This is a genomic window from Inquilinus ginsengisoli (genome assembly GCF_031453975.1).
Lineage (GTDB): Bacteria > Pseudomonadota > Alphaproteobacteria > DSM-16000 > Inquilinaceae > Inquilinus > Inquilinus ginsengisoli_A.
Genome location: NZ_JAVDPW010000001.1, coordinates 229932 through 254961 on the forward strand (window position 1 = coordinate 229932; position 25030 = coordinate 254961).

Sequence of the window (25030 nt, forward strand, 5' to 3'; positions counted from 1 at the left end):
GGGCCTAGTCGATCGCGTCGCCGGTGGCGTCCAGCGGGGCGGCGACGGGGTGGCCCACGATCGGCACGGCCTTGACCACGGCGCCGGTGACACGGAACGGCGCGGCCACGACGCCGCAGCCGGACAGGCCGAAGGCCGCGACCAGAAGCAGCAGCGCGCCAAGTGGGCGGCCGTATCGGGAACGGTGGATCACCATATCTCGTCCTTGCTTGCTGGCGGCGTCGGTGCCGCCGCGGATCGCCCGGCCGTGACGGCACGGGGTCCTGGTTTCGCGATCGTCCAGCAGGTCCGGCCCACCCCATAGATGGCGACCATGCCGCCCGGGGTCCACCCCCAATGCCGGGTTTCGACGATCGTCACAGCGGCTGGGGCGTCTCCACGACGCGAAGCTTCGCCGGCCGCCAGGCCGGTTTGGCCAGGCTGGAGGCGGGCGGACGCTTCGGCTCCGCGCCGGGCCGGACGGGCGCCTGAACCTGGATCTCGCGGTCGGCGATGCGGTGCAGCGCGAGGTGCAGGAAGGTCAGCATCGCAGGCCTCCGGTGCGGCGGGGCGGTTCGGGGCTCAGAGGCATCGGACGGGCGCCGTCGCGGGCGACCCGGCACAGCGCATAGCCCCAGAGATACGGCACGGCGCAGAGCAGGATGCCGCCGAGCCAGAGCATGGCGAAGGTCATGGCGCGTCCCTCCACGGCCGCGGCGGCGCCGCGGGCCGCAGCCGGGCGCCGCCATGCGGCAGCAGGCGGACGACCCGGCCCTGGCGCCGCGGGCGCCGCGCCAGGCGGGTGACGGCACGAATCAGACGACGCAGGATGGACAGGCAAGCGATCATCGCTTCCGACCCCTTGGGGTTGCGCTCCGGCGGCTACAGGCCGAAGCGGTAGGTGACGCTGACGAAGCCGTAATACTGGTCCGCCGAGCCGCCCTGCTTGACGATCGGGCTGTCGGCGGCGTCGCCCAGCAGGCGCTGGTAGCCGGTGGTGGCGCCCAGCGCCCAGCGTTCGGTCAGGGCATAGGATCCGCCGAGCGACACGCCGATGTTCTTGAAGGCGGCCCCCGCCTTGAACTCACTGTAGTCGCTGCGCTGCGCCTGGCGCCGGCTGATGCCGAAATTGGCCGCCATGTAGTCGTCGCTGGCCCAGGTCGCGTCGGCGCCGAGCGAGAGGGTAAAGCTGTCGGACAGCGGCAGGGCGTAGCCGGTGGTCAGGTCGACCAGGGCGCCGCCGTCGTTCACCGCGTCCTGCCGGGCGGCGATCCCGGCCGACCAGCCGCCGAACTCGACCCGGGCGAAGGCGCCGAGGTCGAAGGAATCGTCGATGTCGCCCAGCCCCCTCAGCCGTCGGCGGCTGTCATCTTCCTGCCGGCCCGGGCGCCAGGCGGCCAGCGGGCCGGCCTGCAGCCAGGGGGTCTTGATCACCGCCACCCGGATGGTGCCGTTCTCGACCACCAGCGTGTCGCCCCAGGACAGGCTGATCGCCGGGGCCGGCTGGAATTTGTAGACATCGGCGCCCTCATAGGCCGGGGCGAAGCCGCCGGCGACGCCGAGCCCGACGATGACGTCGGAACCAGCCAGGCCCTGGTCGGTCTGGGCCATGGCGAGCGGGGCGAGGGTCGCCAGGGCGGTGGCGGCGGACAAGGCAAGGGCGTTGCGGGCGATCATCAGATCCTCGCTGGGGGTAGAGCAGGGTGGTGGACGGGTGGGGCCGGGCCCTAGCGAGTGGGCATGGGGCGTCTGTCGCGGGCGATCATGGCGATCCTCGCTGGTGTCTCCGCATCCGGTTCGGGCGGTCCCTGGCGATCAGGACCGTTAAGCGATCTCTAGTCGGGCGGAACCGGCGCGTCGTCCTCCGGTCCCGGGAGGTATTCGAGCAGGTCGCCGGGCTGGCACTCCAGCTGGCGGCACAGGGCGATCAGGGTCGAGAACCGCACCGCCCGCGCCTTGCCGGTCTTCAGGATCGAGAGGTTGGGGATGCTGACCCCGACCGCATTGGACAGATCCGTCAAACTCATCTTCCGCTGTGCGAGGAGGACATCGAGGCGCACGATGATCGGCATCCGGGTCTACACCGTCAGGGCTGCGTCTTCCGCCAGATCGGCGGCCTGTCCGAGGACATGGGCCATGATCAGGGCGAACAGGCCTCCCACCAACGGCATGAAGGGAAGATCGGTCAACAGAATCCAGACGTCGGTCGGGTCGAAGCGCGGTTCGGTCGCCGCCAGGGCCGCGTAGGTGAAGGCCGGCGTCAGCACGTCGATCGCCGCCAGCGCCACCAGCTGGACCCCGATGCGGCGGAACGCGACGACACATTCCCGGGTGAAGAACTGCTCACGGCCGAAATGGTTGAGGATCCGGCGCAGCGAGAACAGCGCCACCACCATCGCCAGCGAGCGCAGCGTGTACAGCGCGAGGAACAGCACCACCGGCAGCAGCGGCAGGTCGGACACCGGGACATTGACGTCCTGGGCCAGATCGGCGTTGCCGTAGACGGCGACCCAGACCAGGAACGGGATCGTCGCCAGCAGGATGAGCCAGGCCAGGACCGTAACGGTAAGACGGAGCACGCTGCTGAGGCGCGCGACGCGGTTCATGTAGGGGACTCATCACTGTCGAATCATAAGGATGACTATGAGTCACTCTTTATCGATCGTCAATAAGGTTTTATCGAATTTCGATATCATATTGGATTATGCCGCCGGAACTGGCTGGGCCCAGCCCCGTCCCGGCGGTTCGCGATCGGATCAGAGTCCGTGGGCGTGGAACCAGGCCTGCATGCGCTTCCAGCCATCCTGTGCCGGGCCCTGGCGGTAGCTCGGCCGGTAGTCGGCGTTGAAGGCGTGCGGCGTGTCGGGATAGATCACCATCTCGACGGTCTTGCCGGCCGCCTTGGCTGCGGTCTCCATCTGCTTGACGGTGTCGGCCGGGATGCCGGGGTCGGCGCCGCCGTAGAGGCCCAGCACCGGGGCGTGGAGGTCGGCGACCAGGTCGATCGGATTCTTCGGCTGCAGTTCGGTCGGCTGGCCGACCAGCTTGCCGTACCACACGACGCCGGCCTTCAGCGCCGGGTTGTGCTCGGCATACAGCCAGACGATCCGGCCGCCCCAGCAGAAGCCGGTGATGCCCAGCCGGGCCGCGTCGCCGCCATCGGTGGCGGCGAACGCAGCGGTGGCGTCGAGGTCGGACAGCACCTGGGCGTCCGGCACCTTGGAGACGATGGTCGAGATCAGCTGGTTGATGTCGCTGACCTTGCTGGCATCGCCCTGCCGGGCATAGAGCTCGGTGGCGACGGCGTAGTAGCCGAGCTTGGCGAGACGGCGGCAGATGTCCTTGATGTGCTCATGGACGCCGAACACCTCCTGCACCACCAGGATCACCGGCGCCGGGGCACCGCCCTTCGGCTTCGCGCGGTAGGCCGGCACCTGCCCGTCCTTGACCGGGATCTGGACCTCGCCGGCATCGAGGCCCTCGGCATCGGTGGTGATGGTGGCGGCCGAGACCGGCTGGGTCGCGAGCGCGAAGCCCGCGATCAGCGATGTCATGGTGAAGACCCGCCGCGACAGGTCGGCGGATTGCACGAGACTTTGAATATCGGAAGCGAAGCTGGTCATGGGCTGCCCTCTTCGTGATCGCGGGACGAGCCGCCGGGCGGTGGCGCGGCGGCCTCAAGTCGGACGATATAGAAGCGGGCGGAGCCTTGTCGATCACCGCGGCGCCGTGGTCGACGGGAAAAGCAATCCAAGGGATTCAGCAGGTCTTCACCGTCCGAATCGAAACCTTACGAAGAGTTTAGGAGGATTAACGGGAATTAACATGCTCTCGAGGGGCGATTCATGGCGTTCTCTTGTCGGCGCGGTGCTGACCTGCACCGCATCGATACGGCCTCCGGGAGCGTCAAAACCATGCGTAAACTCATCCTTGCCGGCATTATGACGCTGGCCCTGCCTGTCGCCGCTTTCGCCCAGACCGCGGGCACGGACACGTCGGCCGCGCCGACGACCAAGCATTCGGCCACCCACCACCGGGCGGCGCACCACACGGCCAAGCACACCAAGCATGCTCGGACGACGCACCACAAGACCAGTTCGACGGCGCCGGCGGCGTCGTCCACGCCCGTGAACTGATCGCTTCTCTCCCCCTTCCAGCGATCGTTCATGTAGACCCCGGCGTCGGGCCTCGGCGCCGGGGTTTTTTTATCTGGAATCCGCCTTAGCGGCCGGCCATGACGCTCTGGGCCAGCAGCTGGTTGCGGACCTCGACATGCGGATAGCCGGTCACGGTGGCCGTGCGGCGGCCGAAGGCGACGGGCTCGCCCGTCGGCACCACGACGGTCCAGGCCTCGGTCGGGGTCTGCAGGCGGAACGAGGTCACGCCGCCCCAGCTTACGACGCCGTCGATATGGCCGGTCACGGTGATGGGCGTGTCCGTGGCGTATTCGCGCGGATCGGCGGGCGACGGCCCGCTCGGCATTGCCGTGACCGGCGGATTGTAGGGCTGCACGCCGCCATGCACCAGATAGGGCTGCGGCATCCGCGTGTAGGGATCGATCGGATAGGACGGCACCGTGACGGTCGGCGCCGGGGCGACGACAGTCTGCGTCGGGGCGAGGACCATCGGTGCGGGGGCGGGCGCGATGACCGTGGTCGGCGGGCCCGCCGGGACAATGACGGTCTGAGCCAGGGCCGGCGATGCGATCAGCAGCGCGGCCGCGGTGGCGGCGGATGCCGCCCAGATTGTCTTGGCCATTCTCTGTTCTCCCATCTTCTCGGCGCCAGGGTGTGACGGCGCCTTGGCGCGACGCGGCCCGATGACGGGCCTGCGCGCCTCGCCGGCTCACAAAGCGAGCCTCAATTCGGATTAACGGGAGAAATCGGCTTAAAGTTCACCGAGCCAGTCGCGCAGCACCGCGTCGCCATCGGCGCCGCAGGCTGGCGGGGCATGGCGGTAGGTGACCGGCGTCTCCGACAGCTTGATCGGGCTGCCGATCAGGGCGACCGGTTCCGGCGCCAGCGGATGCGCCATTTCGATCCGCATCTCCCGCGCAGCGACCTGCGGGTCGGCGAAGACCTGGTCGATGGTGTTGATCGGGCCGCAAGGCACCTGTCGCCGCTCCAGCGTCTCCAGCCAGTAACCACGCGACTTCTCGGCGATCAGCCCCGCCACGATCGGCACCAGCACCTCACGGTTGCGCACCCGCGCCTGGTTGGTGGCGAAGCGCGGGTCGGCGGCCAGGTCCGTCCGGCCGGCGGCGTCGCAGAACTTGGCGAACTGGGCATCGTTGCCGACCGCCAGGATCAGGTACTCGTCCGAGGCCCGGAACGCCTGGTAGGGCACGATGGTCGGGTGGCCGTTGCCGGTGCGCGGCGTCGGCACGCCCGAGGTCAGATAGTACTGGCCGGCATTGGACAGCCACGCCACCTGGGTGTCGAGCAGCGCCAGGTCGACCAGCTGGCCCCGCCCGGTGCGGCGGCGGTAGTCGAGGGCGGCGAGGATGCCGATGGTGGCATAGGTGCCGGTCATCAGGTCGGCCACGGCGACGCCGACCTTCATCGGTTCGCCGTCGACCGGGCCGGTCAGGCTCATGATCCCGCCCATGGCCTGGACCAGATAGTCGTAGCCGGCGCGCGGGGCGTAGGGCCCGGTCTGTCCGAAGCCGGTGATCGAGCAGTAGATCAGCCCGGGGAGCTCGGCCTTGAGGTCGTCATAGCCGAGGCCGTGGCGGGCGAGGTCGCCCAGCTTGTAGTTCTCGACCAGCACGTCGGCCTCGGCCACCAGGCGGCGCAGCAGGGCGCGGCCTTCAGGCTGGGTGAAGTCGATGGCGATCGAGCGCTTGTTGCGGTTGGCGCTGAGGTAGTAGGCGCTCTCGCTGGTGTCGGCACCGTCGGCATCCTGCAGGAAGGGCGGGCCCCATTTCCTCGTGTCGTCGCCGACGCCCGGCCGCTCCACCTTGACCACGTCGGCGCCGAGGTCGCCCAGGATCTGGGTCGCGCTCGGGCCCGCCAGCACGCGGGTCAGGTCGAGCACCTTGAGGCCGGCCAAGGCGCCGGCGGGGCTGTCCGTCATTCCTGGGAACTCCCTATTCAGACCCCCTGGTTAGCCCAGGCGGGCGGGGGCCGCAATGCGCGGGCCGACGGGAGCGGATCGGCGGGCCATGACCTGGGGTTAAGACCATCCTCCTTTTTGGCAGGGACGGGGCGGTGGTCTAGGCCATAGCCTTGGCGCCCGAAGAACGGCCCAGCCACAAACGGGGGGACAATCCAATGCAAGGCTTCTCCAGGATTCTGATGCGCGGCCTGCTCGCCGGCGCCCTGCTCGCGGGGGTGTCGCAGGCGGCGACCGCGGAAATGGTGCTGAACGCCGGCAACAGCCAGGAGCCGGAGTCGCTGGACATCCACCGCTCCTCGGGCGTCTCGGAAGCGAACATCCAGAACGATCTGTTCGAGGGCCTGCTGACCCAGGACGCCAAGGCGCAGCCGATCCCGGGCGCGGCCGAGAGCTGGACCGTCTCCGACGACGGCAAGACCTATGTCTTCAAGCTGCGCGCCGACGGCAAATGGTCGGACGGCACGCCGGTGACGGCGGGCGACTTCGTGTTCGCCTGGCAGCGGCTCCTGGACCCGAAGACCGCCAGCCCCTATGCCTATTTCATCGATCAGGTGGTCAACGCCAAGGAGATCCGCCTCGGCACCAAGCCGGCGGACACGCTGGGCGCCCGGGCGGTCGACGACCACACGCTCGAGGTCAAGCTGCTGGGGCCGACGCCTTACTTCCTGGCGACGCTGACCCACCACGCTACCTTCCCGCTCAGCAAGGCCAACGTCGACAAGTTCGGCAACGACTACGTCAAGCCCGGCGACATGGCGTCGAACGGCGCCTACATGCTGGCCGAGGCGGTGCCGCAGTCGCATGTCAAGCTGGTCAAGAACCCCGAGTTCCACGACGCGGCCAACGTCAAGATCGACACCGTCCGCTACTTCGTCACCGAGGATGTCGACTCCGAGCTGCAGCGCTTCAAGGCCGGCGAGCTGGACTACACCTACACCCTGCCGAACCAGCAGATCCCCGACCTGAAGCAGACCATGGCCGACCAGGTGCGGATCGTGCCCTACATCGGCACCTACTACTATACGGTCAACACCACCCATGAGCCCTGGAAGAGCCATCCGGAACTGCGCCGCGCCCTGTCGCTGGCGATCGACCGCGACGTGATGGTGGCCAAGATCACCCAGGGCGGGGAACTGCCGGCCTACACCTTCGTGCCGCCGGGGATGAGCAACTTCGCCCCCTGGGAGTCGAAGGACGCCAAGGAGACCCAAAGCCAGCGCGACGCCGAGGCCAAGGAACTGTTCGCCAAGGCCGGCTACGGCCCCGACCATCCGCTGACGGTCGAGATCTCCTACAACACCTCGGAGAACCACAAGAAGATCGCCGTCGCCATCGGCGCGATGTGGAAGCAGAAGCTCGGCGTCGACACCACCCTGACCAATCTGGAATGGGGCACGATGCAGAGCGCGCTGCGCAAGAAGGAGTACAAGGATTTCGGCCGGACCTCCTGGATCGGCGATTTCGACGACCCCAGCAACTTCCTCGACCTGTTCCGCAGCACTGCCGGCGAGCAGAACTACCCGGCCTACGCCAACCCGGACTACGACAAGCTGATGGATGCGGCGGTGGTCGAGGCCGACCCGGCCAAGCGCGGCCAGCTTCTGGCCCAGGCGGAGCAGCTGTTCTTCACCGACCAGCCGATCATCCCGATCTACTACTACACCAGCAAGCGGATGCTCTCGCCGGCGGTGAAGGGCTGGCAGGACAACGTGCTCGACAATCACCTCAGCCGCTGGCTGTCGGTGGAGCGGTAGGCCATCGGCCTGTCGGTTGGGTTCGCCGGAGCGAACCCAACCGACCTGTCTCATCATGCGATTGCGGATCGGTCGGCGCCGCCCCGCTAGTCTAGTACCGCCACGGCCTCCACTTCGAACAGCATGCCGTCGACCGCCAGCTTGGGCACCGGGATCAAGGTCTGTGCCGGTAGCGCCTCGCCGAAGACCTGCCTGACGGTCTTGGTCAGCACCCCGAGCTTGGACATGTCGTGGTCGACCACGAAGACCGTGAGCTTGGCGACCTGATCCGGCCTGGCGCCGACCGCATCGAGGGCGGCGCGCAGATTGGCGTAGGCCTGCCCGACCTGGACGGCGAAGTCGGGTGACAACGCTCCTCTGCTGTCCTGGCCGCCCTGTCCGGAGATGTAGGCCACCCGGCCTTCGCCGGGGGTGATCACCGCCGCGCTGTAGCCGTTCGGCGACGGGTCGTAGAGGGTCTGCGGATTGACGATGGTCAGCTTGGGACTGCTCTCATTCGCCATCGCCACAGCGGACATTCCCACGGTCATGATAATCAACCCTCCGGTCAGCAGCTGCTTGATTGTGCGTGACATGATTGTTCTCTCGGCTCTGCGGACCGCGGGCAACGAACCCTCGCGGCCGACATGATTGAACCTTGGCCCTTCCATTCCGTACGATGTACGAGTCATCCTACGGTACAGCGTACGAGATGCCCGTTCAAGATCGACATTCCTGGCATTGCCGGTCAGGATCGACGGTCTGGACACTAGGGAAGATGGATGGCAGTCAAACGCAGCGGCGCCCCGGGCAAGCGGTCTCAACGGACAAGCGGGCGGATCCCGCCCGCGAAGGAACCGCACGGTGAATCGCCTCTCTCCCGCGACCGCATCGTGGCGACCGCGGTGGAGCTGCTGGACGCCCAGGGGCTCGACGGGTTGACGATGCGCCGGCTGGCCGATCGGCTCGGCTCGGGCGTGATGAGCCTGTATTGGCACGTCGACAGCAAAGAGGATGTCTTCGATCTGGCGCTGGACTCGGTGCTCGAGTATCGCGGGCCGCCGCAGGGAGTGGAGTCTCAAGACTGGCGTGGAGACGTGGTTCATGTGCTCGAAGACTGGCGCGCCGGCATGCTGCGCCATCCTTGGTCGGCATCGCTGTTGCCGCGCCGGGCGCTCGGCCCGAACATCCTCAGCCGCCTGGAACTGCTGGGCACGACCTTGTCCAGGGCCGGCGTGGCGGATTCGGATCTGAACGCCGCGATCTGGTCGCTGTGGAACTATGTGATGGGCGCCACCATCACCCGGGCGAGCTTCGACGTCTCGGACGACGACCGGGCCGCCGGGCAGCAACGCCTGACACGCCTCAGCGAACGCTACCCGACAATCGAACGCTCCCGCCTGCTGCTGGATGACGACTGGGACGGCGCCTTCCGCAAAGGCCTCGGCTTCCTGCTCGATGGCCTCGCTCCGGCCCGAAGGCCCGCTCCAGACGCTACCGCGCGGGCTTGATCTGCGGCAGGTCGTGGGTCAGCTCGCGAAAGCCGACGCCGTGGTACAGGGTCCGGGCGGCCGGGTGCGCCGGCGCGCCGAGGCAGGCGACCAGCATGCGGTTCGCGCCGGCGGCCCTGGCCAGATGCATGCCGTGCAGCTGCAACGCGGTGCCCAAGCCCCGCCGCCGGAAGTCCGGGTGCGTGCCGACCGGCTCGAATTCGGCGGTTTGCGTCGCCTCGTCCAGCCAGATGATCGCGGTCGCGGCCAGCGTGCCGTCCGGCGCCGCGATCAGCACATGCAGGTCGGCCCGATACGGCCAGGTCCGCTGGACCCGCGCGAATGCCGCCTCGGTCAGGCTGGCCGACTGCCACGCGTCGCGATGTGCCTTGACCGCGTCCGCCGCCGGGACGTCCACGGCCGTCCGGAACCGGAACCCCTCGGGCAGCACCGGATCCGGCACGTCGGTCAGCGCCCGCGCATTGAACTGCACCCAGGACCCGTCATCCCCACCGGCTTCGGCATCGAACGCGTAGCCACGCGCGGCGACGGCGGCCTGCGCCGGCCCATCCGCGGACTGCACTGTCAGCAGCCGGTCGGCACCGCCCGCCACCTCGTCGTACCAGTCCAGGATTCCGGTCAGCAGCTTCGGCTGGTCCGGATGCGCCTGCCAGATCAGGTTGGCCGCCTCGGCCTCACGGAACGTCCCGTCGCCGCGCGGGACCCGGTACGGCAGATGCACCCAACCCCAGGCGGCCAGCCGGCCGTCGACGAACCACAACCGGTGCCGCCAGAACCGGCCGAGCGCGTCGAAATCCTTGGCCCAGACCCAGGCCAGCTCACCAACGGTCGCGTCGGCGTTCAGCAGCTCCGGCCGCGATGCGGTCACCCGCTGGGCCAGGCCCTGCATCAGGCGGAGTTCGGTCGGGCCAAGATCGTCCATGCGGGCACCTTGGCCGGGCCGAACCGTCCTGTCGAGAGGATGCGGCCAGGACTGCGCAGGCCGGCAAGCCGGGGGCAAGTCGCGGCATGACAAAGGGGTGCAGCGTCGCGCTGAATTTCTTCCGTCGTCTGTGTTTGGTCCATCAGACGCCATGATTTTGTCCCAGTGCCGCGATTAGGCTGCCGGCCTCGGATGCGGCCGTCGCATCCTCCTGCCACCCGCCGGAGCGGCCGCGCCTTGGACACTGGAGCCACCATGAATCCCCTGCTCACGAGACTCAGGTCGAACGTCGTGCTCGTCGTCCTGCTGGTGCTCGTGTTCATCTTCGCGATGTCGTCCTACTTCACCGTCAACCAGAACGAGGTCGGCGCGGTGCTGCGCTTCGGCCGGCTGGTCAGCGACGAACCGGTGCAGCCGGGCCTGCATTTCAAGCTTCCGGTGGTGGACAGCGTCCACACCATCCGCACCTCGATCGAGAAGATCCCGATCCCGGAAATCCATGTGAAGACGATCGACAACCAGTTCGTGTCGATCGACATGAGCCTGACCTACCATTTCTCCGACCCGCTCAAGGCGCTGTTCCAGGTCGGCGACATGGGCGGTGGCACGGTCAGCGAGAAGGTCATCCCCTTCGTGCAGAGCCGCACGCTCGACGTGTTCGGCCAGGTCAACGCGCTGGAGATCGCCGACAAGAAGAAGGGCCTGGAGAACTCGATCCTGACGGCGATCCAGGCGCAGGCCGCCGACATGTTCGGCGTCAAGGTCGAGGATATCCAGATCACCCAGATCAAGTACGACGAGAATTTCGAGAAGAACATCCAGATCACGGTCCAGACCCGCAACCAGCAGCTGGCCGCCGTCAACATCCTGAAGGTCAGGCAGACGGAGGCCGAGCAGGCCGTCGCCGTCGCCAAGGGCGAGGCCGACGCCGCGGCTGCGACCGCGGACGGCCAGAAGCGCGTGGCGATCGCCCAGGCCGAGGCCCAGGCGCAGTCGGTGCGCCTGGCTGCCGACGCCGCGGCCTATGACGTCACCAAGCGCGCCGAGGCCGAGGCGACCGCCAAGAAGGAAGTGGGCGCGTCCGAGGCCGCGGTGATTTCGACCAAGGTGCAGTCGGCCGGCTCTGCCGAGGCCTATGCCGGGATCCTGCGGGCGGAGGCGGCGAAGAACTGGAACGGGACGGTCCCGAATGTCCAGCTCGGCTCCGGCACGGGCCAGGGGGGCGCGGCGCCCGTCCTGGTGCTGCCGCCGGACGCGCTCAAGCCGGCATCGGACCGGACGCGGTCGGAGTAGGCGGGCCGGGGTTGGGTTCGCCGCGGCGAACCCAACCTGCCGCCGACACAGGCGCGCTTGCCCCGTCAGCCCTTCCAGAACGGCTTGACCGCCTCTCGGGCAGCGGTGCCGCGGTCGAGGCCGAGGTCGCGCAGCTCATGGTCGCTCAGCGCATCGAGCTGGCGTCGGGTTCGCGCACGCTGCAGCCACAGTCCAAAGGTCTGCCGCAGGCCGCGCAGGGCGGTGGGGCGGGGCAGGGCAGCGTGGGAAACGCGGCGCTCGACAACGCGCGTCGACATCGGAGTTCTCCTGTTGGCCCCGCAGTCGTTGGGCCTCATGCCCGGATGAATCCGATCTGCGGGGGTTGCAATCCGAGATTGATCCGATCATGATATCGGTGCAATTGGAGTATTGCACTCGGAGCAATATCGTATGCTGGATGATTTCCGCCGCATTGCCGACGACGTGGCCAGCGAAATTGTCTCGGGGCAATTGCGGCCGGGCGACCGGTTGCCGCCGCAGCGCGACTTCGCGTACCGCCGCGGCATCGCCGCCTCCACCGCCTCCCGGGTCTATGCCGAGCTGACGCGGCGCGGGCTGGTGTCGGGGGAGGTCGGGCGCGGCACCTTCGTCCGGGCCGCGGTGGCGGTGCCGGCATCGGTGCTGGCCGAACCCTGGCAGGCGCCGGTCAACCTCGAATCCAGCTTCCCGATCCTGCCCGGCCAGCCCGCCCTGCTGGCGCAGGGACTGCAAAGCCTGCTGCGCCCGGATGTGCTGGGCGCGGCGCTGCGGCCGGTGCCGGCCGCCGGCACCCAGGCGGCGCGGGCCGTGGCTGCGGCCTTCCTGGCCCAGGCCGGCTGGGTGCCCGAGCCGGCGCGGGTGCTGTTCACCGGCAACGGCCGCCAGGCGATCGCAGCGGCGCTGTCGGCACTGGCGCCGGTCGGCGGCCGGGTCGGGGTCGAGGCCCTGACCTATCCGGTGATCCGGGGCATCGCCGCCCGGCTCGGCATCGCCCTGGTGCCGATCGCGATGGACGGGGACGGGCTGCGGCCGGATGCGCTGGAAGCGGCGCACCACCCGGCGCCGCTGCGCGCGGTCTACCTGCAACCGACCCTGCACAACCCGCTCGGCATCTCGATGCCGCCGGCCCGGCGGGCGGATCTGGCGGCGATGCTGCAGCGGCTGGACCTGGTCGCGATCGAGGACCGGGTGTTCAGCTTCCTGGCCGACGACGCGCCGCTGGCGGCCCTGGCGCCGGATCACGTGATCGTGGCCGACAGCCTGTCCAAGCGGCTGGCCCCGGGGCTGACCGTGGGCTTCGCCGTGGCGCCGCGCGGCCTGGTCGAGCGCATGGTGGCGGCCATCCGCTCCGGCCCGTGGAGCCCGGGCGGCCTGGCGCTGGAGGCGGCGACGCGCTGGATGGCCGACGGCACCGTGGCGGCGCTGGTGCTGGACAAGCGGCAGGACGCCCTGGACCGCCAGGCCATCGCCCGCGAGGCCTTGGCCGGGCTGGACCTTCAGGGCGACGCGCGCTGCTATCACCTGTGGCTCGACCTGCCGGAAGGCTGGCGGGCGGAGGCCTTCGCCGCGGCGGCGGCCCGCTTCGGCATCGCGCTCACGCCCGGCCCGGCCTATGCCATCGGGCCCGGCCATGCGCCGGCCGGGGTGCGACTGGCGCTGGCCTCGCCGCCGCCCGACGTGCTGCGCGAGGCGCTGTCGGCCCTGGCCCGGCTGGCGCGGACCGAGCCGGACCAGACTGCGGTGGATTAGCCTATGCCCGGCGCCGGCAAAGTCGCGCATGCTGGCGGTGACACAGGAGATCCACCGATGCTCAGGACCCTCATTATCACCGTCGGGCTGCTGGCCGCCCTGCCCGCCGCCGCCCAGGATTGCCCGGACGAGACCCAGTCTGGAATGAACAAGTGTGCCGCCGACGCCTACAAGCAGGCGGACGCGGCGCTGAACGCGACCTACAAGCAGATCATCGAACGCCTGAAGGACGACGCGGACACGACCAAGTCCCTGGTCGCAGCCCAGCGCGCCTGGATCGCCTATCGCGACGCCGAATGCGACTTCATCACCTCGGGCGCGGCGGGGGGCACCGTCCGTCGGATGCTCCAGACGATGTGCCTGGAACAGGTGACCTCCAGGCGCGTCGACGAGCTGAAGCCGCTGCTGGAGTGCGAGGAGGGTGATCTGAGCTGCCCGGTGCCGGCCCCCTGATGGAAGTCCCGTCCGCAGTCGCCGAAAGATGCGGCGACTCGCCGCGGCAAATGGGCGTAGAATGACGGAAGAATCGGAACGACGGCCGGCAAGTCCAGTCGGAATTAATATTATTACAATTGTAGCAAAATCCATTTTCGACAGACGCGCCGAAGTTTGCGGTTAATTCATCAGGAAAAGTGACGGCACGGGAATAAAGCCGGCGGGCCGGCGTCTCATCAGTCGCGGCGCTGACGCCGTCCCTTGCCCCGGAGGTTCCATGCGCCCCCCCCGCTTCCTTCTCCGTCCCCGGACGGTCGTCCCCCGCCCTGGGGCGGTGGTCGGTGCCGCACTGCTGCTCGGCGCCGCCACCGCCTGGGGCGCCGGACCTCCGGACGAGGCCCCGTTCCTGGCCGAGAACGACGCCGCCATGACGAAGATGATGGACGGCATGACAGTCAAGCCGACCGGGGATGTCGACGCCGACTTCACGGCGATGATGATACCGCACCACCAGGGTGCCATCGACATGGCCCAGGCCGAGCTGCGCTATGGCCGCAACGAGCAGCTGCGCCGCATCGCCCAGGAGATCATCGTCGAGCAGCAGCAGGAGATCGCGGCGATGCGGCTGGCGCTGGGCCAGCCCTTGCCGCCCTCGGTCGCCGCGCCCGACCAGGGGACGCCTGCCGCCCCGGCCGCCGACTCAGCCATGCCCATGACCATGCCGATGGAGCACTGACGTGAAACGCCCCCTCCTGCTGTCCACGCTGCTGGCCGCTACGGCCTTCGCCTCCGCCGCCTGGGCCGGGCAGGCGCCCTTCGCCGCCGCGGCGCCGGACATCCCGGTCAGCCACAAGGACCGGGTCTATGCCGCCGAGCAGTTCTCCAACACCGTCTCGGTGACCGATCCGGTCGACAACAGGCTGCTCGGCGTGATCCGCCTGGGCGAGCCGCAGCCGACCAATTTCAGTCCGCTCTACCACGGCCAGCTGCTGGTGCACGGCATGGGCTTCTCGCCCGACCACCGCACCCTCGCGGTGGTGTCGATCGGGTCGAACTCCGTCACCTTCATCGACACCGCGACCAACGCGGTGAAGCACACCACCTATGTCGGCCGCTCGCCGCACGAGGCATTCTTCACGCCCGACGGCAAGGAGGTCTGGGTCACGGTGCGGGGCGAGAACTACATCGCGGTGCTCGACGGCACGACCTATGAGGAGAAGACGCGGATCATCGTCCCTGCCGGTCCGGGGATGCAGATCTTCTCGCCCGACGGCAAGTACGGCTACGTCTGCTCGTCGTTCAATCCGGAGACGGTGGTGATCACGGTGGCGGACCACCAGATCGTCGGCCATGTCCCGCAGGCCAGCCCGTTCTGCCCCAACATCGCGGCGACGCCGGACGGCACCCAGGTGTGGTTCACCCTGAAGGACACCGGCAAGACCCAGGTGTTCGACGCCAGGCCGCCGTTCAAGCTGCTGACCACGATCGACACCGGCCCGATCACCAACCACGTCAACATCGTCCACAACCGGAACGGCATCTTCGCCTACGTCACGGTCGGCGGGCTGAACCAGATCCAGGTGTTCCGCACCGACGACTTCTCCAAGGTCGCGACCATCCCGGTCGGCAACCTGCCGCACGGCATCTGGCCCTCGGGCGACGGCACCCGGGTCTATGTCGGCATCGAGAACGGCGACCAGATCACCGCGGTCGACACCCTGACCAACAAGGTCATCGGCTCGGTCGCGATCGGCCAGGCGCCGCAGGCGGTCAACTACGTGCCCGACGCGGTGCCGGAGGGCGACGGCACCCAGAACCTGCAGCCGCTCGGCATCGCCGGGCAGACTGCGCATCTGACCCTGCAGGCGCTGAAGGACGGCAAGGCCGCGTCCCCGGCCTCGGGCGTCGCGCCGACCAGCGTCTCGCTGTTCGACCAGGGGCTGACCCAGGTGCTGCAGGCCTCGGCCACCGGGCTGGAGCCGAAGCAGCCCTATGTCCTGGCGCTTTCCGGCCAGGCCGATGGCGGCGGCACGCTGCAGCCGCTGGCCGCCTTCATGACCAACCCGGCCGGCGCCGCCGTCGTCAATGCGTTGGGGCCGATCCGGCAGTTCGTGCAGGGCGACGCCAGGACCGCGCCGCGCTTTCTCGTGATCGCGCCGGGAACCGCCGCGGGCCCGACCGGCGCCGCGGTGCAGATCCAGGCGCAGTGAGCGGCCGGGGGGAGGCGGCCAGTCCATGAAGGACATGATGATCCTGGTCGAACCGCTGATCCCGGCCCTGCGGCGCTATGCCCGTTCGCTGCTGCGGGCCGACGCCGCGGCGGCGGACGACCTGGTGCAGGACTGCCTGGAGCGGGCGATCACCCGGTGGCACCAGCGCCGCGCCGACGGCGATGCGCGGACCTGGCTGTTCACCATCCTGCACAACCTCGCGGTCAGCCGGCTGCGGCAGGCCGCCCGCCGCGGCTGGCACGTGCCGATCGACGATGCCGACGAGGCCGCCACCGCGCGGCCTCCGACGCAGGAGGCCGGGTTGCGGCACGGCGAGCTGCTGCGGGCGCTGGACACCCTGCCGGAGGAGCAGCGCAGCGTGCTGCTGCTGGTCTCGGTCGAGGACCTGACCTACGCCGAGGCGGCGAAGGTGCTGGACGTGCCGATCGGCACGGTGATGTCGCGCCTGTCGCGGGCCCGCGAAAGGCTGCAACGGACCATGGATGCGGACGCACCAGCCTCAGGCCGGGCGCCGATCCTGCGGAGGGTGAAATGAACCCCAATCCACCGATCACCGAGGACGACCTGCACGGCTATGTCGACCAGGCGCTGGCGCCCGAGCGGCGGGCCGAGGTCGAGGCCTATCTCGCGAGCCATCCGGAGGTGGCGCGGCGGATCGCGGGCTATGCCGGCCAGCGCGAGGCGCTGCGCGATGCCTTCGGCCCGATCGCGGAGGAGCCGGTGCCGCCTCAGCTGTCCCTCGCCCGGATGATCGAGGCGCGGCGGTCGCCCGCCCGGCGTCTGCCTTGGCGCCCGGCAGTGGCCGCTGTGTTGCTGCTGGCGATCGGCGGCGGCGGCGGCTGGCTGTCGCGCGGCCTGACCCAGCCGGCATCGGCCGGGATCGCCGCGCTGGCCCAGGAGGGCGCCGACACCTACGCGGTTTATGCCTCGGACCGGACCCGTGCGGTCGAACTCGGCGCCGCCGACCGCGAGCAGCTGGTCCGCTGGGTGTCGAACCGGCTGCAGCGGCCGATCGCGGTGCCCGACCTGGCCTCGGCCGGCTACCGCTTCATGGGCGGGCGCCTGGTCGCCACGCCGCACGGGCCGGCCGGCATGTTCATGTATGACGACGACCGCGGCACCCGGATCGCCATGCTGGTGCGGCCGATGGAGATCGAGGGCGACACGCCGATGTCGGAGCGCTCCCACGGCCCGGTCTCCGGCGTCACCTGGGCCGAGCAGGGGCTCGGCTACACCCTAGTCGGGGCCAAGCCGGCGGATGTGCTGCACCCCCTGGCGGACGAGATGCGCCGGCAGATCAGCGCCGGCCAGGACAGCGTGAAACTGTAGGGCCCGCCTTGTTTCCCACCCTGCCACCGCCTCGAGGAGGTTTCCGATGAACCGTATCCGCCTGCATGGCCTGGCCGCGCTGCTCAGCCTCGGCCTTGCCGGCCCGGCCTTCGCCCATGCCCACCTGACCGCGTCCGCCCCGGCCGCGAATGCGACCGTGACCGCGACGCCGGCCGCGCTACAGCTGACCTTCTCCGAAGGGCTGGAGCTGCGCTTCACCGGCATCAAGGTCACCGGCCCGGGCGGCGCCGCGGTCACGACCGGCGACGCCACCTTGGGGCGGGACGGCGCCACCCTGGTCGTGCCGGTGACCGGGCCGCTGGCACCGGGCGCCTACACCGTCGACTGGCACGCGCTGTCGACCGACGGCCACACCACCAAGGGCAGCTACGCCTTCACGGTCGCGCCGTGACATCGCTCGACGGTGTCCTGGCCGCCTGCCGGCTGGGGCACTATGCGGCCCTGACCTTCATCTTCGGCGCCGCCGCCTTCCTGCGCCTGCTGGCCGGGCCGGCCCTGGCGGCACCGATCGGCCGGGCCCTGCGCCGGCCGATGCAACTCGCCATCCTGCTGGCGGCGGCCACCACCTGGCTGTGGCTGCCGCTCCAGGCGGCGGAGATCGGCGGCGGCTGGGACTGCGCCGGCGATCCCGGCACGCTGTCGGCCGTGCTGTTCGACACCGGCTTCGGCCAAGTCTGGATCGGCCGTGCCATCCTGGCGGTCGTGCTGCTGCTTCTGGTCGCGGGGTGGCAGCGCCGAATGGGCGCGCTGGCGCTGGTCGCCGGACTACTGCTCGCCAGCCTGTCCCTGGTCGGCCACGCCGCCATGCAAAGCGGGGCGTCCGGCATGGCGCACCGGCTCAACCAGGCTGTCCATGTGCTGTCCGGCGGCTTCTGGCTGGGCGCGCTGGTGCCCTTCGTGCTGTGCCTGCCGGCCCTGCGCGACCCCCGGCTGCGGCCCGACGCTGCGTGGGCGCTGCGGCGGTTCTCGACGGTCGGGCATGTCGCGGTGGCGGCGGTGCTGGCGACCGGGGCCGTCAATGTCGCCCTGGTGCTCGACCGCTGGCCGACCCAATGGTCGTCGCCCTACCAGGCCCTGCTGGTGGCCAAGATCGCGGCGGTGCTGGCTATGACCGGCCTGGCGATCACCAACCGCTATGTCCTGGTGCCGCGGATCAAGCGGTCGAACGGCGGCGCCGTCCGGGCGATCCGCGACGGCGCGGTCGCCGAGATCCTGCTCGGCGTCGCGGCGGTGGCCCTGGTCGCGGTCTTCGGGCTGCTTGATCCGGCCTAGCCGCCGAACTGCAGCGCGTCGAGCGCGCCCTGCAGGATCCAGGCGGCGGCGGCGGTGTCCACCGCCTTGGCCCGCTTCTTCCGGGTGACGTCGAATTCGATCATCTGGCGCTGCACCGCCATGGTCGACAGCCGCTCGTCCCAGAACGCGATCGGCAGGTCGCGCAGCCGCAGCAGGTCCTTGGCGAAGGCTCGCACCGACTGGCAGCGCGGCCCCTCGCTGCCGTCCATGTTGATCGGCAGGCCGATCACCAGCCCGGCGACGCTGCGGTCGTCGATGATCCGCAGCAGCTCCTGCGCATCCGGGGTGAACTTGGTGCGGCGGATGGTGCCGATCGGCGAGGCCAGCGACAGGCCGGGGTCGGACACCGCCATGCCGATCGTCTTCTCGCCGAGATCGAGCCCGATCAGCCGCCCGTTGGGGGGCAGCAGGGCCTTGAGGTCGCGAAGATTGCAGACCGCCATATCGGGTGATACCTTCCGCGCCGCTTTCCGTCGGCCGTCCCCCGCGGTCCCGGCGCCATGCCGGCCCGGGGCGGCCACTGATCCCCGGAGATGACTACGACATGTCGCTCGACAGAGCCACCGTCGCGAAAATCGCGCATCTGGCCCGTATCCGCCTCGACGAGACGGAACTCGATGCCATGACCGGCGAATTGTCCAAGATCCTGGACTTCGTCGAGCAACTGGCCGAGGTGAACACCGATGGCGTCGAGCCGATGACCAGCGTCGCCCAGCAGGGGCTGCGGCGCCGGCCGGACGAGGTCACCGACGGCGGCTATCCCGACCGTGTGCTGGCCAATGCGCCCTCGGCCAAGGCCGGGTTCTTCACCGTGCCGAAGGTGGTCGAGTGATGTCGAAGTCCACCCACCTGACCCTGGCCGGCGCGCGCGACGCGTTGAAGGCGCGCGAGATCTCCTCGGTCGAGCTGACCACGGCGCATGTCGCCGCGATGGAGGACCTGCGCGGCCTCAACGCCTTCATCACCGAGACGCCGGACAAGGCGATCGAGATGGCCAAGGCCTCCGACGCCAAGCTGGCGCGCGGGGAGGGCGGTCCGCTCGAGGGCCTGCCGATCGCTATTAAAGACCTGTTCTGCACCGAGGGCGTGCGCACCACGGCCGGCAGCAAGATCCTGGGCAACTTCGTCCCGACCTATGAATCGACCGTCACCAGCCAGCTGTGGCGCGACGGCGCGGTGATGTTGGGCAAGCTGAACATGGACGAGTTCGCCATGGGCTCGGCCAACATCACCTCGGCCTATGGCAATGTCGAGAACCCGTGGCGGCGGCAGGACGGCAGCAACGCCAAGCTGGTGCCCGGCGGGTCCTCCGGCGGCTCGGCCGCCTCGGTCGCGGCGCGGATGACGCTGGCGGCGACCGGCACCGACACCGGCGGGTCGATCCGCCAGCCCGCCGCCTTCACCGGCATCGTCGGCATCAAGCCGACCTATGGCCGCTGCTCGCGCTGGGGCGTGGTCGCCTTCGCCTCGTCGCTCGACCAGGCCGGGCCGATGGCGCGCACGGTGCAGGACGCGGCGATCATGCTGCGCTCGATGGCCGGCTTCGACCCGAAGGATTCGACCAGCGTCGACCTCGCGGTGCCGGATTTCGAGGCGGCGCTGACCGGCGACATCCGCGGCCTGAAGATCGGCATTCCCAAGGAATACCGGGTCGACGGCATGCCGGCCGAGATCGAGCGCATCTGGAAGCAGGGTGCCGACTGGCTGCGCGACGCCGGGGCCGAGATCGTCGACGTCTCGCTGCCGCACACCAAATACGCGCTGGCGACCTACTACATCGTCGCCCCGGCCGAGGCGTCCTCGAACCTGGCGCGCTATGACGGCGTGCGCTACGGCCTGCGGGTCGAGGGCGGGTCGTTGAACGAGATGTATGAGAACACCCGCGCCGCCGGCTTCGGCCGCGAGGTCAAGCGCAGGGTGATGATCGGGACCTATGTGCTGTCGGCCGGCTATTACGACGCCTACTACACCAAGGCGCAGAAGCTGCGCACGCTAATCGCCCGCGACTTCACCGAGGCCTATCAGCGCTGCGACGCGATCCTGACCCCAACCGCACCGTCCACCGCCTTCGCCATCGGCGAGAAGCAGGACGACCCGATCGCGATGTACCTCAACGACGTCTTCACCGTGCCGGCCTCGATGGCCGGGCTGCCCGGCCTGTCGGTGCCGGCGGGTCTCGGCGATGACGGGCTGCCGCTCGGCCTCCAGCTGCTCGGCCGGCCGTTCGACGAGGAGACGGTGCTGCGCATCGCCCATGTCATGGAAAAGGCGGTCGGCTTCACTGCGCTGCCCCAGACGATCTCGTGAGCTGGGGCTCCTGACATGGCGGCCTTCGCCATCCGCCGGCTCGACCGCGCCGATGCGGCGGCCTACCGCGAGATCCGGCTGGAGGGGCTTCAGCGCCATCCCGAAGCCTTCGGCTCGTCCTTCGAGGCCGAGGCGGCGCTGTCGCTGGACGAGTTCGCCGAGCGCACCGTTGCGGTGACGACCTTCGCGGCGGAGCGGGACGGCAGGCTGCTCGGCATCGTCGGGCTGGCGCGCGAGACCATGGCCAAGCGCCTGCATCGCGGCACCCTGGTGCGGATGTATGTCCGGGCCGAGGCGCGCGGCAGCGGCGTCGCCGACGCGCTGGTGACAACGGTGCTGGACCATGCCCGGGCCGAGGGCCTGGACGCGGTCCTGCTCGCCGTGATCCCCGAGGCCGAGCCGGCGCGCCGGCTCTACGCCCGGCACGGCTTCACCGTCTATGGGATCGAGCCGGGGGCGCTGCGCATCGGCGACCGGTCCTATGACGACGAGCTGCGCATCCGGATTCTCTGATCCGCGGCGCTGCGCCGTCTTCGGGCGGTCATGGAAGTCTGCTATGCCAAGCGGATGGCGCAGGGGAGGGGATGCGCCGACGCAGCAGAAGGACGCTGGTCATGGATACCATTCCCTTTACGCCCCGTCGCTTCCAGACGGCGGCCGCCCACTACCTGCAGGGCCGGCCCGCCTATGCCGCCAGCCTGTTCCCGCGCATCGCCCGCCTGTGTGGCCTCGGCCACGGCCATCGGGTGATGGATCTCGGCTGCGGGCCGGGCCAGATCGCGGTGGCGCTGGCGCCCTTCGCCGGCGAGGTGGTCGGCGTCGATCCCGAGCCGGAGATGCTGGCGATCGCCGCCGAGACCGCATCCCGCGCCGGCGTCCCGGTCCAGTTCCGCCAGGGCAGCTCCTACGACCTTGGCCCCGATTTCGGGCGGTTCCACCTCGTCGCCATGGGCCGGTCCTTCCACTGGATGGACCGGGTCGAGACGCTGCGCCGCTTCGACGGCATGGTCGATCCGGGCGGCGCCGTTGTGCTGCTGCACGACGATCACCCCAAGGTGCCGGACAACCGCTGGGTGAAGCCCTATCGCGACCTGATCGAGCGCTATGCCGAAGGCGACTCGGCCCGGGCGATGGTGCGGTCGCCGGGCTGGCTCAGCCACACCGCGGTGCTGCTCGATTCGCCGTTCAGCCGGCTGGAGGAAATCGCGGTGATCGAGCGCCGGCACATCCCGGCCGACACGCTGGTCCATCGCGCCCTGTCGATGTCGGGCACCGCGCCGGGCCGGATCGGCGACAACGCCGATGCCCTGATCGCCGAGATCGAGGTGCTGATGTCGGAGTTCGTGGCCGGCGGCATGGTGGCCGAGGTCGTCACCTCATCCGCCCTGATCGCTCGGCGTCCCGACAACGCCTGATCCCGGCCCGGCCGCTTGCATCCGCCGGCCGGCCGCCGCATAGACGCATGTCGATTTCAGCCGCGCGACCCGCGCAAAAGGAGAGAGTGTCTTGGCGTCCAAGCTCCACACCATCATCTGCAGCACCCGGCCGAACCGGATCGGGCCGGCGATCGCGACCTGGTTCCACGACATCGCCGCCGCGCATGGCAAATTCGACGCGTCGCTGGTCGACCTCCGGGATTTCGACCTGCCGGTGTTCGACGAGCCGGAGCATCCGCGGCTGCAGCGCTATGTGAACGAGCCGACCAGGCGCTGGGCCGCCAGCGTCAGCGCCGCCGACGCCTTCGTCTTCGTCACACCGGAATACAACTACGGCCCGCCGCCGGCACTGCTGAACGCGCTGAACTACCTGTATCTCGAATGGAACTACAAGCCGGCCGGCTTCGTCAGCTATGGCGGCGCGTCGTCCGGGCTGCGCGCGGTGCAGGCCGAGAAGCTGACCCTGACCACGCTGAAGATCATGCCGATCCCTGAGGCGGTGGCGATCCCCTTTGCCTGGAACGCCGTGGCCGACGGCAAGTTCACCGCCCCCGAAGGCCAGGACAAGGCCGCCACCACCATGCTCGACGAGCTGTCGCGCTGGACCGAAGCGCTGAAGCCGCTGCGGGCGAAGTAAGGGCTCCCACCTATCCCCTCAACCTGTCATTGCCCGGCTTGACCGGGCAATCCAGGGGCCACCAAGAGCCGCTCTGGCCGCCCCTGGATGCCACGGTCAAGCCGTGGCATGACAAGTGGGGTTGGAACGGGCGTGGCAACCCACAGCCTCACCCCGTGTGCACCCACAGGATCTCTGCCTCCTCGGGGCCCTCGGACAGGCAGGCATGGGGTGTGCGGGTGTCGAAATACAGGCTGTCGCCGGCCGCCAGACGCAGTGGCGGCTCGCCCAGAAACTGCATCAGCACCATGCCGGACAACACCAGCAGGAATTGCTGGCCGTCGTGATGATCCAGCGGGCCGTATTCGGCCAGGGTCCGCGCCTTGACCCGGGCCCGCACCGGGGTGATGCGCTTCTCCGCCAGGTCAGCGCCCAGCAGCTCGTGGCTGTAGCTGCGGGTCTCGTGGCGCGGCCCGGTGCCGGCCCGGGTCAGGCTGCGCGCCGCCGGATCCGGCCGGGCGTCGCCGAACAGCCCGGCCAGGTCGACGGCGAAGCCCTGCGACAGCTTCAGCAGCACCTCGACCGTCGGCGACATCCGGCCGTTCTCGATTTTCGACAGGGTGGATTTGGCCAGGCCGGTGCGGGTGGCGGCCGCCTCCAGCGTCCAGCCGCGCGTCCGGCGCAGCGCCTTCAGCCGCGGACCCAGCCCTTCGTTGACATCCATGCTCATGGCCGGGAGCTAAGCACGCGGCGGCTGTCGCCGCATCTGTTTCCGATCGGAAAAATCGTGATTGCGCGACGTGCGGCGGCGGCGTAGGAGTCGGGGACATTCCGGGCAGGGTGCGGGCAATGGCGGACAGCTTCGACGTGGTCATCATCGGTGGCGGCGCCATCGGCAGCGCCATCGCCTGCTTCCTGATGCTGGACCAGGGCTTCGGCGGCTCGGTCGCGGTGATCGAGCGTGACCCGACCTATCGCACCGCCTCCTCGGCGCTCTCCGCCTCCTCGATCCGGCAGCAATTCTCCACCCCGTTCAACGTCGCGGTGTCGCGCTTCGGGCTCGAGGTGCTGAAGCACCCCGAGCGCTGGTTCGAGGTCGAGGGCGAGGTGCCGGATTTCGGCTTCCATGAGAAGGGCTACCTGTTCCTCGCCACCCCGCCCGGCCTGCCGGTGCTGCAGGCGAACCACGACATGCAGGTGGGCGAGGGCGTCGCCGTCGACCTGATGGCGCCGGACCGGCTGGCCGAACGCTTCCCCTGGCTGAATGTCGACGGCCTCTCCGCCGGGTCGCTCGGCCTGGCCGGCGAGGGCTGGTTCGACGGCTACAGCCTGCTGCAGGCGTTCAAGCGCAAGGCGCGGTCGCTCGGCGCCACCTACATCACCGAGACGGTGACCGGCATCGACCGGGCCGGCAGCAAGGTCACCGGCGTGACCCTCTCGGACGGTCGCCGCATCGCCTGCGGCACGCTGGTCAACGCCGCCGGGCCGCAGGCCGGCAAGGTCGCGGCGCTGGCCGGCATCGACCTGCCGGTGAAGGGGCGCAAGCGCTGCGTCTTCGTGTTCGACTGCCGCCAGACCCTGGCCGGCTGCCCCTTGGTGATCGACCCCAGCGGCGTCTGGTTCCGGCCCGAGGGCAACCTGTTCATCTGCGGCGCCCCGCCCACGGGGGAGGATCCCGACACCGACGACCTCACGGTCGACCACAGCCTGTTCGACGCGATGATGTGGCCGGCCCTGGCCGAGCGCGTTCCGGCCTTCGAGAGCCTGAAGGTGGTGAATGCCTGGGCCGGCCATTACGAGATGAACACGGTCGACCACAATGCCATCATCGGGCCGCATCCCGACCTGCCGAACCTGATCTTCGCCAACGGCTTCAGCGGCCACGGTCTGCAGCAATCGCCCGCCGCCGGGCGGGGCGTGGCCGAATTGATCGCCCATGGCGGCTTCCGCACGCTCGACCTGTCGCCCTTCGCCTTCACCCGCATCCTGGAGAACCGGCCGATCGTCGAACTCAACGTGGTCTGACGCCGGGCGCGACAATCCTTGACACCGGCGCCC

32 protein-coding genes are annotated in these 25030 nt (G+C 69.6%); 18 read left to right on the top strand and 14 right to left on the bottom strand.

Features of this window, described 5'->3' with window-relative positions:
• Nucleotides 1–4 precede the first annotated feature (4 nt).
• The 7 genes from E9232_RS01165 to E9232_RS01195 all read right to left on the bottom strand — a co-directional run bounded on the left by E9232_RS01165 (nucleotide 5) and on the right by E9232_RS01195 (nucleotide 3602).
• Nucleotides 5–196, bottom strand: coding sequence for a DUF6726 family protein (locus E9232_RS01165; RefSeq protein ID WP_309791625.1), 192 nt, complete (start codon nucleotides 194–196; stop codon nucleotides 5–7).
• Nucleotides 197–356: 160 nt separating this feature from the next.
• The gene (locus E9232_RS01170) at nucleotides 357–527 is read right to left on the bottom strand and encodes a hypothetical protein (protein WP_309791626.1); all 171 of its coding nucleotides are present in this window, start codon (nucleotides 525–527) and stop codon (nucleotides 357–359) included.
• Complete coding sequence (locus E9232_RS01175) at nucleotides 521–673, bottom strand: hypothetical protein (RefSeq protein ID WP_309791628.1); 153 nt, start codon at nucleotides 671–673, stop codon at nucleotides 521–523. Before E9232_RS01175 ends, E9232_RS01170 begins: the two co-directional genes overlap by 7 nt.
• 188 nt (nucleotides 674–861) lie before the next feature.
• The gene (locus tag E9232_RS01180) at nucleotides 862–1656 is read right to left on the bottom strand and encodes a MipA/OmpV family protein (protein WP_309791629.1); all 795 of its coding nucleotides are present in this window, start codon (nucleotides 1654–1656) and stop codon (nucleotides 862–864) included.
• A 158-nt stretch (nucleotides 1657–1814) separates the two neighbouring features.
• Nucleotides 1815–2051 (bottom strand): helix-turn-helix domain-containing protein, encoded by a 237-nt coding sequence (locus E9232_RS01185; RefSeq protein WP_309791630.1) that lies wholly within the window; start codon nucleotides 2049–2051, stop codon nucleotides 1815–1817.
• A gap of 6 nt (nucleotides 2052–2057) precedes the next feature.
• On the bottom strand, nucleotides 2058–2585 hold the full coding sequence (locus tag E9232_RS01190; RefSeq protein ID WP_309791631.1) for a DUF2975 domain-containing protein: 528 nt from the start codon (nucleotides 2583–2585) through the stop codon (nucleotides 2058–2060).
• 150 nt (nucleotides 2586–2735) lie between these two features.
• The gene (locus E9232_RS01195; protein ID WP_309791632.1) at nucleotides 2736–3602 is read right to left on the bottom strand and encodes a dienelactone hydrolase family protein; all 867 of its coding nucleotides are present in this window, start codon (nucleotides 3600–3602) and stop codon (nucleotides 2736–2738) included.
• Nucleotides 3603–3893: 291 nt separating this feature from the next.
• Here E9232_RS01195 and E9232_RS01200 point away from each other — a divergent pair, with 291 nt between their 5' ends.
• A complete protein-coding gene (locus E9232_RS01200) occupies nucleotides 3894–4115 on the top strand; it encodes a hypothetical protein (RefSeq protein WP_309791633.1) in 222 nt (73 codons plus the stop codon).
• An 85-nt stretch (nucleotides 4116–4200) separates the two neighbouring features.
• Here the strand turns inward: E9232_RS01200 and E9232_RS01205 are convergent, their stop codons facing one another.
• A complete protein-coding gene (locus E9232_RS01205) occupies nucleotides 4201–4737 on the bottom strand; it encodes a hypothetical protein (protein ID WP_309791634.1) in 537 nt (178 codons plus the stop codon).
• 129 nt (nucleotides 4738–4866) lie between these two features.
• A complete protein-coding gene (locus E9232_RS01210) occupies nucleotides 4867–6054 on the bottom strand; it encodes a CaiB/BaiF CoA transferase family protein (RefSeq protein ID WP_309791635.1) in 1188 nt (395 codons plus the stop codon).
• Nucleotides 6055–6251: 197 nt separating this feature from the next.
• Here E9232_RS01210 and E9232_RS01215 point away from each other — a divergent pair, with 197 nt between their 5' ends.
• Nucleotides 6252–7850: a peptide ABC transporter substrate-binding protein gene (locus E9232_RS01215; protein WP_309791636.1), complete on the top strand. Its 1599-nt coding sequence runs from the start codon at nucleotides 6252–6254 to the stop codon at nucleotides 7848–7850.
• A gap of 86 nt (nucleotides 7851–7936) precedes the next feature.
• Here the strand turns inward: E9232_RS01215 and E9232_RS01220 are convergent, their stop codons facing one another.
• Nucleotides 7937–8425: a RidA family protein gene (locus E9232_RS01220; protein ID WP_309791637.1), complete on the bottom strand. Its 489-nt coding sequence runs from the start codon at nucleotides 8423–8425 to the stop codon at nucleotides 7937–7939.
• 186 nt (nucleotides 8426–8611) lie between these two features.
• Between E9232_RS01220 and E9232_RS01225 the strand changes: the two genes are divergently transcribed.
• Complete coding sequence (locus tag E9232_RS01225; RefSeq protein ID WP_309791638.1) at nucleotides 8612–9340, top strand: TetR/AcrR family transcriptional regulator; 729 nt, start codon at nucleotides 8612–8614, stop codon at nucleotides 9338–9340.
• Here E9232_RS01225 and E9232_RS01230 read toward each other — a convergent pair.
• The gene (locus E9232_RS01230; protein ID WP_309791640.1) at nucleotides 9324–10262 is read right to left on the bottom strand and encodes a GNAT family N-acetyltransferase; all 939 of its coding nucleotides are present in this window, start codon (nucleotides 10260–10262) and stop codon (nucleotides 9324–9326) included. The genes E9232_RS01225 and E9232_RS01230 overlap by 17 nt on opposite strands.
• Before the next feature lie 255 nt (nucleotides 10263–10517).
• Here E9232_RS01230 and E9232_RS01235 point away from each other — a divergent pair, with 255 nt between their 5' ends.
• Nucleotides 10518–11555 carry an SPFH domain-containing protein gene (locus tag E9232_RS01235; RefSeq protein ID WP_309791642.1) on the top strand — a complete coding sequence of 346 codons (1038 nt, stop codon included), beginning with the start codon at nucleotides 10518–10520 and terminating at the stop codon, nucleotides 11553–11555.
• Nucleotides 11556–11620: 65 nt separating this feature from the next.
• On the opposite strand, the gene E9232_RS01240 is transcribed toward E9232_RS01235, so the two are convergent.
• On the bottom strand, nucleotides 11621–11833 hold the full coding sequence (locus tag E9232_RS01240; RefSeq protein ID WP_309791643.1) for a DUF1127 domain-containing protein: 213 nt from the start codon (nucleotides 11831–11833) through the stop codon (nucleotides 11621–11623).
• Nucleotides 11834–11966: 133 nt separating this feature from the next.
• Here E9232_RS01240 and E9232_RS01245 point away from each other — a divergent pair, with 133 nt between their 5' ends.
• The 8 genes from E9232_RS01245 to copD all read left to right on the top strand — a co-directional run bounded on the left by E9232_RS01245 (nucleotide 11967) and on the right by copD (nucleotide 18592).
• The gene (locus tag E9232_RS01245; protein WP_309791644.1) at nucleotides 11967–13304 is read left to right on the top strand and encodes an aminotransferase-like domain-containing protein; all 1338 of its coding nucleotides are present in this window, start codon (nucleotides 11967–11969) and stop codon (nucleotides 13302–13304) included.
• Nucleotides 13305–13361: 57 nt separating this feature from the next.
• The gene (locus E9232_RS01250) at nucleotides 13362–13757 is read left to right on the top strand and encodes a lysozyme inhibitor LprI family protein (protein WP_309791646.1); all 396 of its coding nucleotides are present in this window, start codon (nucleotides 13362–13364) and stop codon (nucleotides 13755–13757) included.
• A gap of 259 nt (nucleotides 13758–14016) precedes the next feature.
• Complete coding sequence (locus E9232_RS01255) at nucleotides 14017–14475, top strand: DUF305 domain-containing protein (protein ID WP_309791647.1); 459 nt, start codon at nucleotides 14017–14019, stop codon at nucleotides 14473–14475.
• Nucleotide 14476: 1 nt separating this feature from the next.
• Complete coding sequence (locus tag E9232_RS01260; RefSeq protein WP_309791648.1) at nucleotides 14477–15949, top strand: YncE family protein; 1473 nt, start codon at nucleotides 14477–14479, stop codon at nucleotides 15947–15949.
• Nucleotides 15950–15974: 25 nt separating this feature from the next.
• Nucleotides 15975–16505, top strand: a complete 531-nt coding sequence (locus E9232_RS01265) for a sigma-70 family RNA polymerase sigma factor (RefSeq protein ID WP_309791649.1) — start codon at nucleotides 15975–15977, stop codon at nucleotides 16503–16505.
• The gene (locus E9232_RS01270) at nucleotides 16502–17299 is read left to right on the top strand and encodes an anti-sigma factor family protein (RefSeq protein ID WP_309791651.1); all 798 of its coding nucleotides are present in this window, start codon (nucleotides 16502–16504) and stop codon (nucleotides 17297–17299) included. The genes E9232_RS01265 and E9232_RS01270 overlap by 4 nt, the downstream gene beginning before the upstream one ends.
• A gap of 46 nt (nucleotides 17300–17345) precedes the next feature.
• Nucleotides 17346–17711, top strand: a complete 366-nt coding sequence (copC, locus tag E9232_RS01275; RefSeq protein WP_309791652.1) for a copper homeostasis periplasmic binding protein CopC — start codon at nucleotides 17346–17348, stop codon at nucleotides 17709–17711.
• Entirely contained in the window at nucleotides 17708–18592 is an 885-nt protein-coding gene (gene copD, locus E9232_RS01280; RefSeq protein WP_309791654.1) for a copper homeostasis membrane protein CopD, read from the top strand. The genes copC and copD overlap by 4 nt, the downstream gene beginning before the upstream one ends.
• On the opposite strand, the gene ruvX is transcribed toward copD, so the two are convergent.
• A complete protein-coding gene (gene ruvX / locus E9232_RS01285) occupies nucleotides 18589–19056 on the bottom strand; it encodes a Holliday junction resolvase RuvX (protein WP_309791656.1) in 468 nt (155 codons plus the stop codon). The two genes, copD and ruvX, sit on opposite strands and share 4 nt — an antisense overlap.
• Nucleotides 19057–19157: 101 nt before the next feature.
• Between ruvX and gatC the strand changes: the two genes are divergently transcribed.
• From gatC to E9232_RS01310, 5 genes are all read left to right on the top strand, one after another.
• Nucleotides 19158–19445 carry an Asp-tRNA(Asn)/Glu-tRNA(Gln) amidotransferase subunit GatC gene (gatC, locus tag E9232_RS01290; protein ID WP_309791658.1) on the top strand — a complete coding sequence of 96 codons (288 nt, stop codon included), beginning with the start codon at nucleotides 19158–19160 and terminating at the stop codon, nucleotides 19443–19445.
• Nucleotides 19445–20920: an Asp-tRNA(Asn)/Glu-tRNA(Gln) amidotransferase subunit GatA gene (gatA, locus tag E9232_RS01295; protein ID WP_309791659.1), complete on the top strand. Its 1476-nt coding sequence runs from the start codon at nucleotides 19445–19447 to the stop codon at nucleotides 20918–20920. Before gatC ends, gatA begins: the two co-directional genes overlap by 1 nt.
• 15 nt (nucleotides 20921–20935) lie before the next feature.
• Nucleotides 20936–21433 (top strand): GNAT family N-acetyltransferase, encoded by a 498-nt coding sequence (locus E9232_RS01300; protein ID WP_309791660.1) that lies wholly within the window; start codon nucleotides 20936–20938, stop codon nucleotides 21431–21433.
• A gap of 101 nt (nucleotides 21434–21534) precedes the next feature.
• Nucleotides 21535–22335 (top strand): class I SAM-dependent methyltransferase, encoded by an 801-nt coding sequence (locus E9232_RS01305; protein WP_309791662.1) that lies wholly within the window; start codon nucleotides 21535–21537, stop codon nucleotides 22333–22335.
• A gap of 91 nt (nucleotides 22336–22426) precedes the next feature.
• Nucleotides 22427–22993 carry an NADPH-dependent FMN reductase gene (locus E9232_RS01310; RefSeq protein ID WP_309791663.1) on the top strand — a complete coding sequence of 189 codons (567 nt, stop codon included), beginning with the start codon at nucleotides 22427–22429 and terminating at the stop codon, nucleotides 22991–22993.
• A gap of 148 nt (nucleotides 22994–23141) precedes the next feature.
• On the opposite strand, the gene E9232_RS01315 is transcribed toward E9232_RS01310, so the two are convergent.
• On the bottom strand, nucleotides 23142–23696 hold the full coding sequence (locus E9232_RS01315) for a helix-turn-helix domain-containing protein (protein WP_309791664.1): 555 nt from the start codon (nucleotides 23694–23696) through the stop codon (nucleotides 23142–23144).
• Nucleotides 23697–23821: 125 nt separating this feature from the next.
• Here E9232_RS01315 and E9232_RS01320 point away from each other — a divergent pair, with 125 nt between their 5' ends.
• The gene (locus E9232_RS01320) at nucleotides 23822–24997 is read left to right on the top strand and encodes an NAD(P)/FAD-dependent oxidoreductase (protein ID WP_309791665.1); all 1176 of its coding nucleotides are present in this window, start codon (nucleotides 23822–23824) and stop codon (nucleotides 24995–24997) included.
• Nucleotides 24998–25030 lie beyond the last annotated feature (33 nt).

Excerpts from the sequence above, each read along its gene's own strand:
- E9232_RS01165 (WP_309791625.1), bottom strand. The coding sequence starts at position 196 with ATGGTGATCCACCGTTCCCGATACGGCCGCCCACTTGGCGCGCTGCTG.
- E9232_RS01170 (WP_309791626.1), bottom strand. The coding sequence starts at position 527 with ATGCTGACCTTCCTGCACCTCGCGCTGCACCGCATCGCCGACCGCGAG.
- E9232_RS01175 (WP_309791628.1), bottom strand. The coding sequence starts at position 673 with ATGACCTTCGCCATGCTCTGGCTCGGCGGCATCCTGCTCTGCGCCGTG.
- E9232_RS01180 (WP_309791629.1), bottom strand. The coding sequence starts at position 1,656 with ATGATCGCCCGCAACGCCCTTGCCTTGTCCGCCGCCACCGCCCTGGCG.
- E9232_RS01185 (WP_309791630.1), bottom strand. The coding sequence starts at position 2,051 with ATGCCGATCATCGTGCGCCTCGATGTCCTCCTCGCACAGCGGAAGATG.
- E9232_RS01190 (WP_309791631.1), bottom strand. The coding sequence starts at position 2,585 with ATGAACCGCGTCGCGCGCCTCAGCAGCGTGCTCCGTCTTACCGTTACG.
- E9232_RS01195 (WP_309791632.1), bottom strand. The coding sequence starts at position 3,602 with ATGACCAGCTTCGCTTCCGATATTCAAAGTCTCGTGCAATCCGCCGAC.
- E9232_RS01200 (WP_309791633.1), top strand. The coding sequence starts at position 3,894 with ATGCGTAAACTCATCCTTGCCGGCATTATGACGCTGGCCCTGCCTGTC.
- E9232_RS01205 (WP_309791634.1), bottom strand. The coding sequence starts at position 4,737 with ATGGCCAAGACAATCTGGGCGGCATCCGCCGCCACCGCGGCCGCGCTG.
- E9232_RS01210 (WP_309791635.1), bottom strand. The coding sequence starts at position 6,054 with ATGACGGACAGCCCCGCCGGCGCCTTGGCCGGCCTCAAGGTGCTCGAC.
- E9232_RS01215 (WP_309791636.1), top strand. The coding sequence starts at position 6,252 with ATGCAAGGCTTCTCCAGGATTCTGATGCGCGGCCTGCTCGCCGGCGCC.
- E9232_RS01220 (WP_309791637.1), bottom strand. The coding sequence starts at position 8,425 with ATGTCACGCACAATCAAGCAGCTGCTGACCGGAGGGTTGATTATCATG.
- E9232_RS01225 (WP_309791638.1), top strand. The coding sequence starts at position 8,612 with ATGGCAGTCAAACGCAGCGGCGCCCCGGGCAAGCGGTCTCAACGGACA.
- E9232_RS01230 (WP_309791640.1), bottom strand. The coding sequence starts at position 10,262 with ATGGACGATCTTGGCCCGACCGAACTCCGCCTGATGCAGGGCCTGGCC.
- E9232_RS01235 (WP_309791642.1), top strand. The coding sequence starts at position 10,518 with ATGAATCCCCTGCTCACGAGACTCAGGTCGAACGTCGTGCTCGTCGTC.
- E9232_RS01240 (WP_309791643.1), bottom strand. The coding sequence starts at position 11,833 with ATGTCGACGCGCGTTGTCGAGCGCCGCGTTTCCCACGCTGCCCTGCCC.
- E9232_RS01245 (WP_309791644.1), top strand. The coding sequence starts at position 11,967 with ATGCTGGATGATTTCCGCCGCATTGCCGACGACGTGGCCAGCGAAATT.
- E9232_RS01250 (WP_309791646.1), top strand. The coding sequence starts at position 13,362 with ATGCTCAGGACCCTCATTATCACCGTCGGGCTGCTGGCCGCCCTGCCC.
- E9232_RS01255 (WP_309791647.1), top strand. The coding sequence starts at position 14,017 with ATGCGCCCCCCCCGCTTCCTTCTCCGTCCCCGGACGGTCGTCCCCCGC.
- E9232_RS01265 (WP_309791649.1), top strand. The coding sequence starts at position 15,975 with ATGAAGGACATGATGATCCTGGTCGAACCGCTGATCCCGGCCCTGCGG.
- E9232_RS01270 (WP_309791651.1), top strand. The coding sequence starts at position 16,502 with ATGAACCCCAATCCACCGATCACCGAGGACGACCTGCACGGCTATGTC.
- copC (WP_309791652.1), top strand. The coding sequence starts at position 17,346 with ATGAACCGTATCCGCCTGCATGGCCTGGCCGCGCTGCTCAGCCTCGGC.
- ruvX (WP_309791656.1), bottom strand. The coding sequence starts at position 19,056 with ATGGCGGTCTGCAATCTTCGCGACCTCAAGGCCCTGCTGCCCCCCAAC.
- gatC (WP_309791658.1), top strand. The coding sequence starts at position 19,158 with ATGTCGCTCGACAGAGCCACCGTCGCGAAAATCGCGCATCTGGCCCGT.
- gatA (WP_309791659.1), top strand. The coding sequence starts at position 19,445 with ATGTCGAAGTCCACCCACCTGACCCTGGCCGGCGCGCGCGACGCGTTG.
- E9232_RS01300 (WP_309791660.1), top strand. The coding sequence starts at position 20,936 with ATGGCGGCCTTCGCCATCCGCCGGCTCGACCGCGCCGATGCGGCGGCC.
- E9232_RS01305 (WP_309791662.1), top strand. The coding sequence starts at position 21,535 with ATGGATACCATTCCCTTTACGCCCCGTCGCTTCCAGACGGCGGCCGCC.
- E9232_RS01315 (WP_309791664.1), bottom strand. The coding sequence starts at position 23,696 with ATGGATGTCAACGAAGGGCTGGGTCCGCGGCTGAAGGCGCTGCGCCGG.
- E9232_RS01320 (WP_309791665.1), top strand. The coding sequence starts at position 23,822 with ATGGCGGACAGCTTCGACGTGGTCATCATCGGTGGCGGCGCCATCGGC.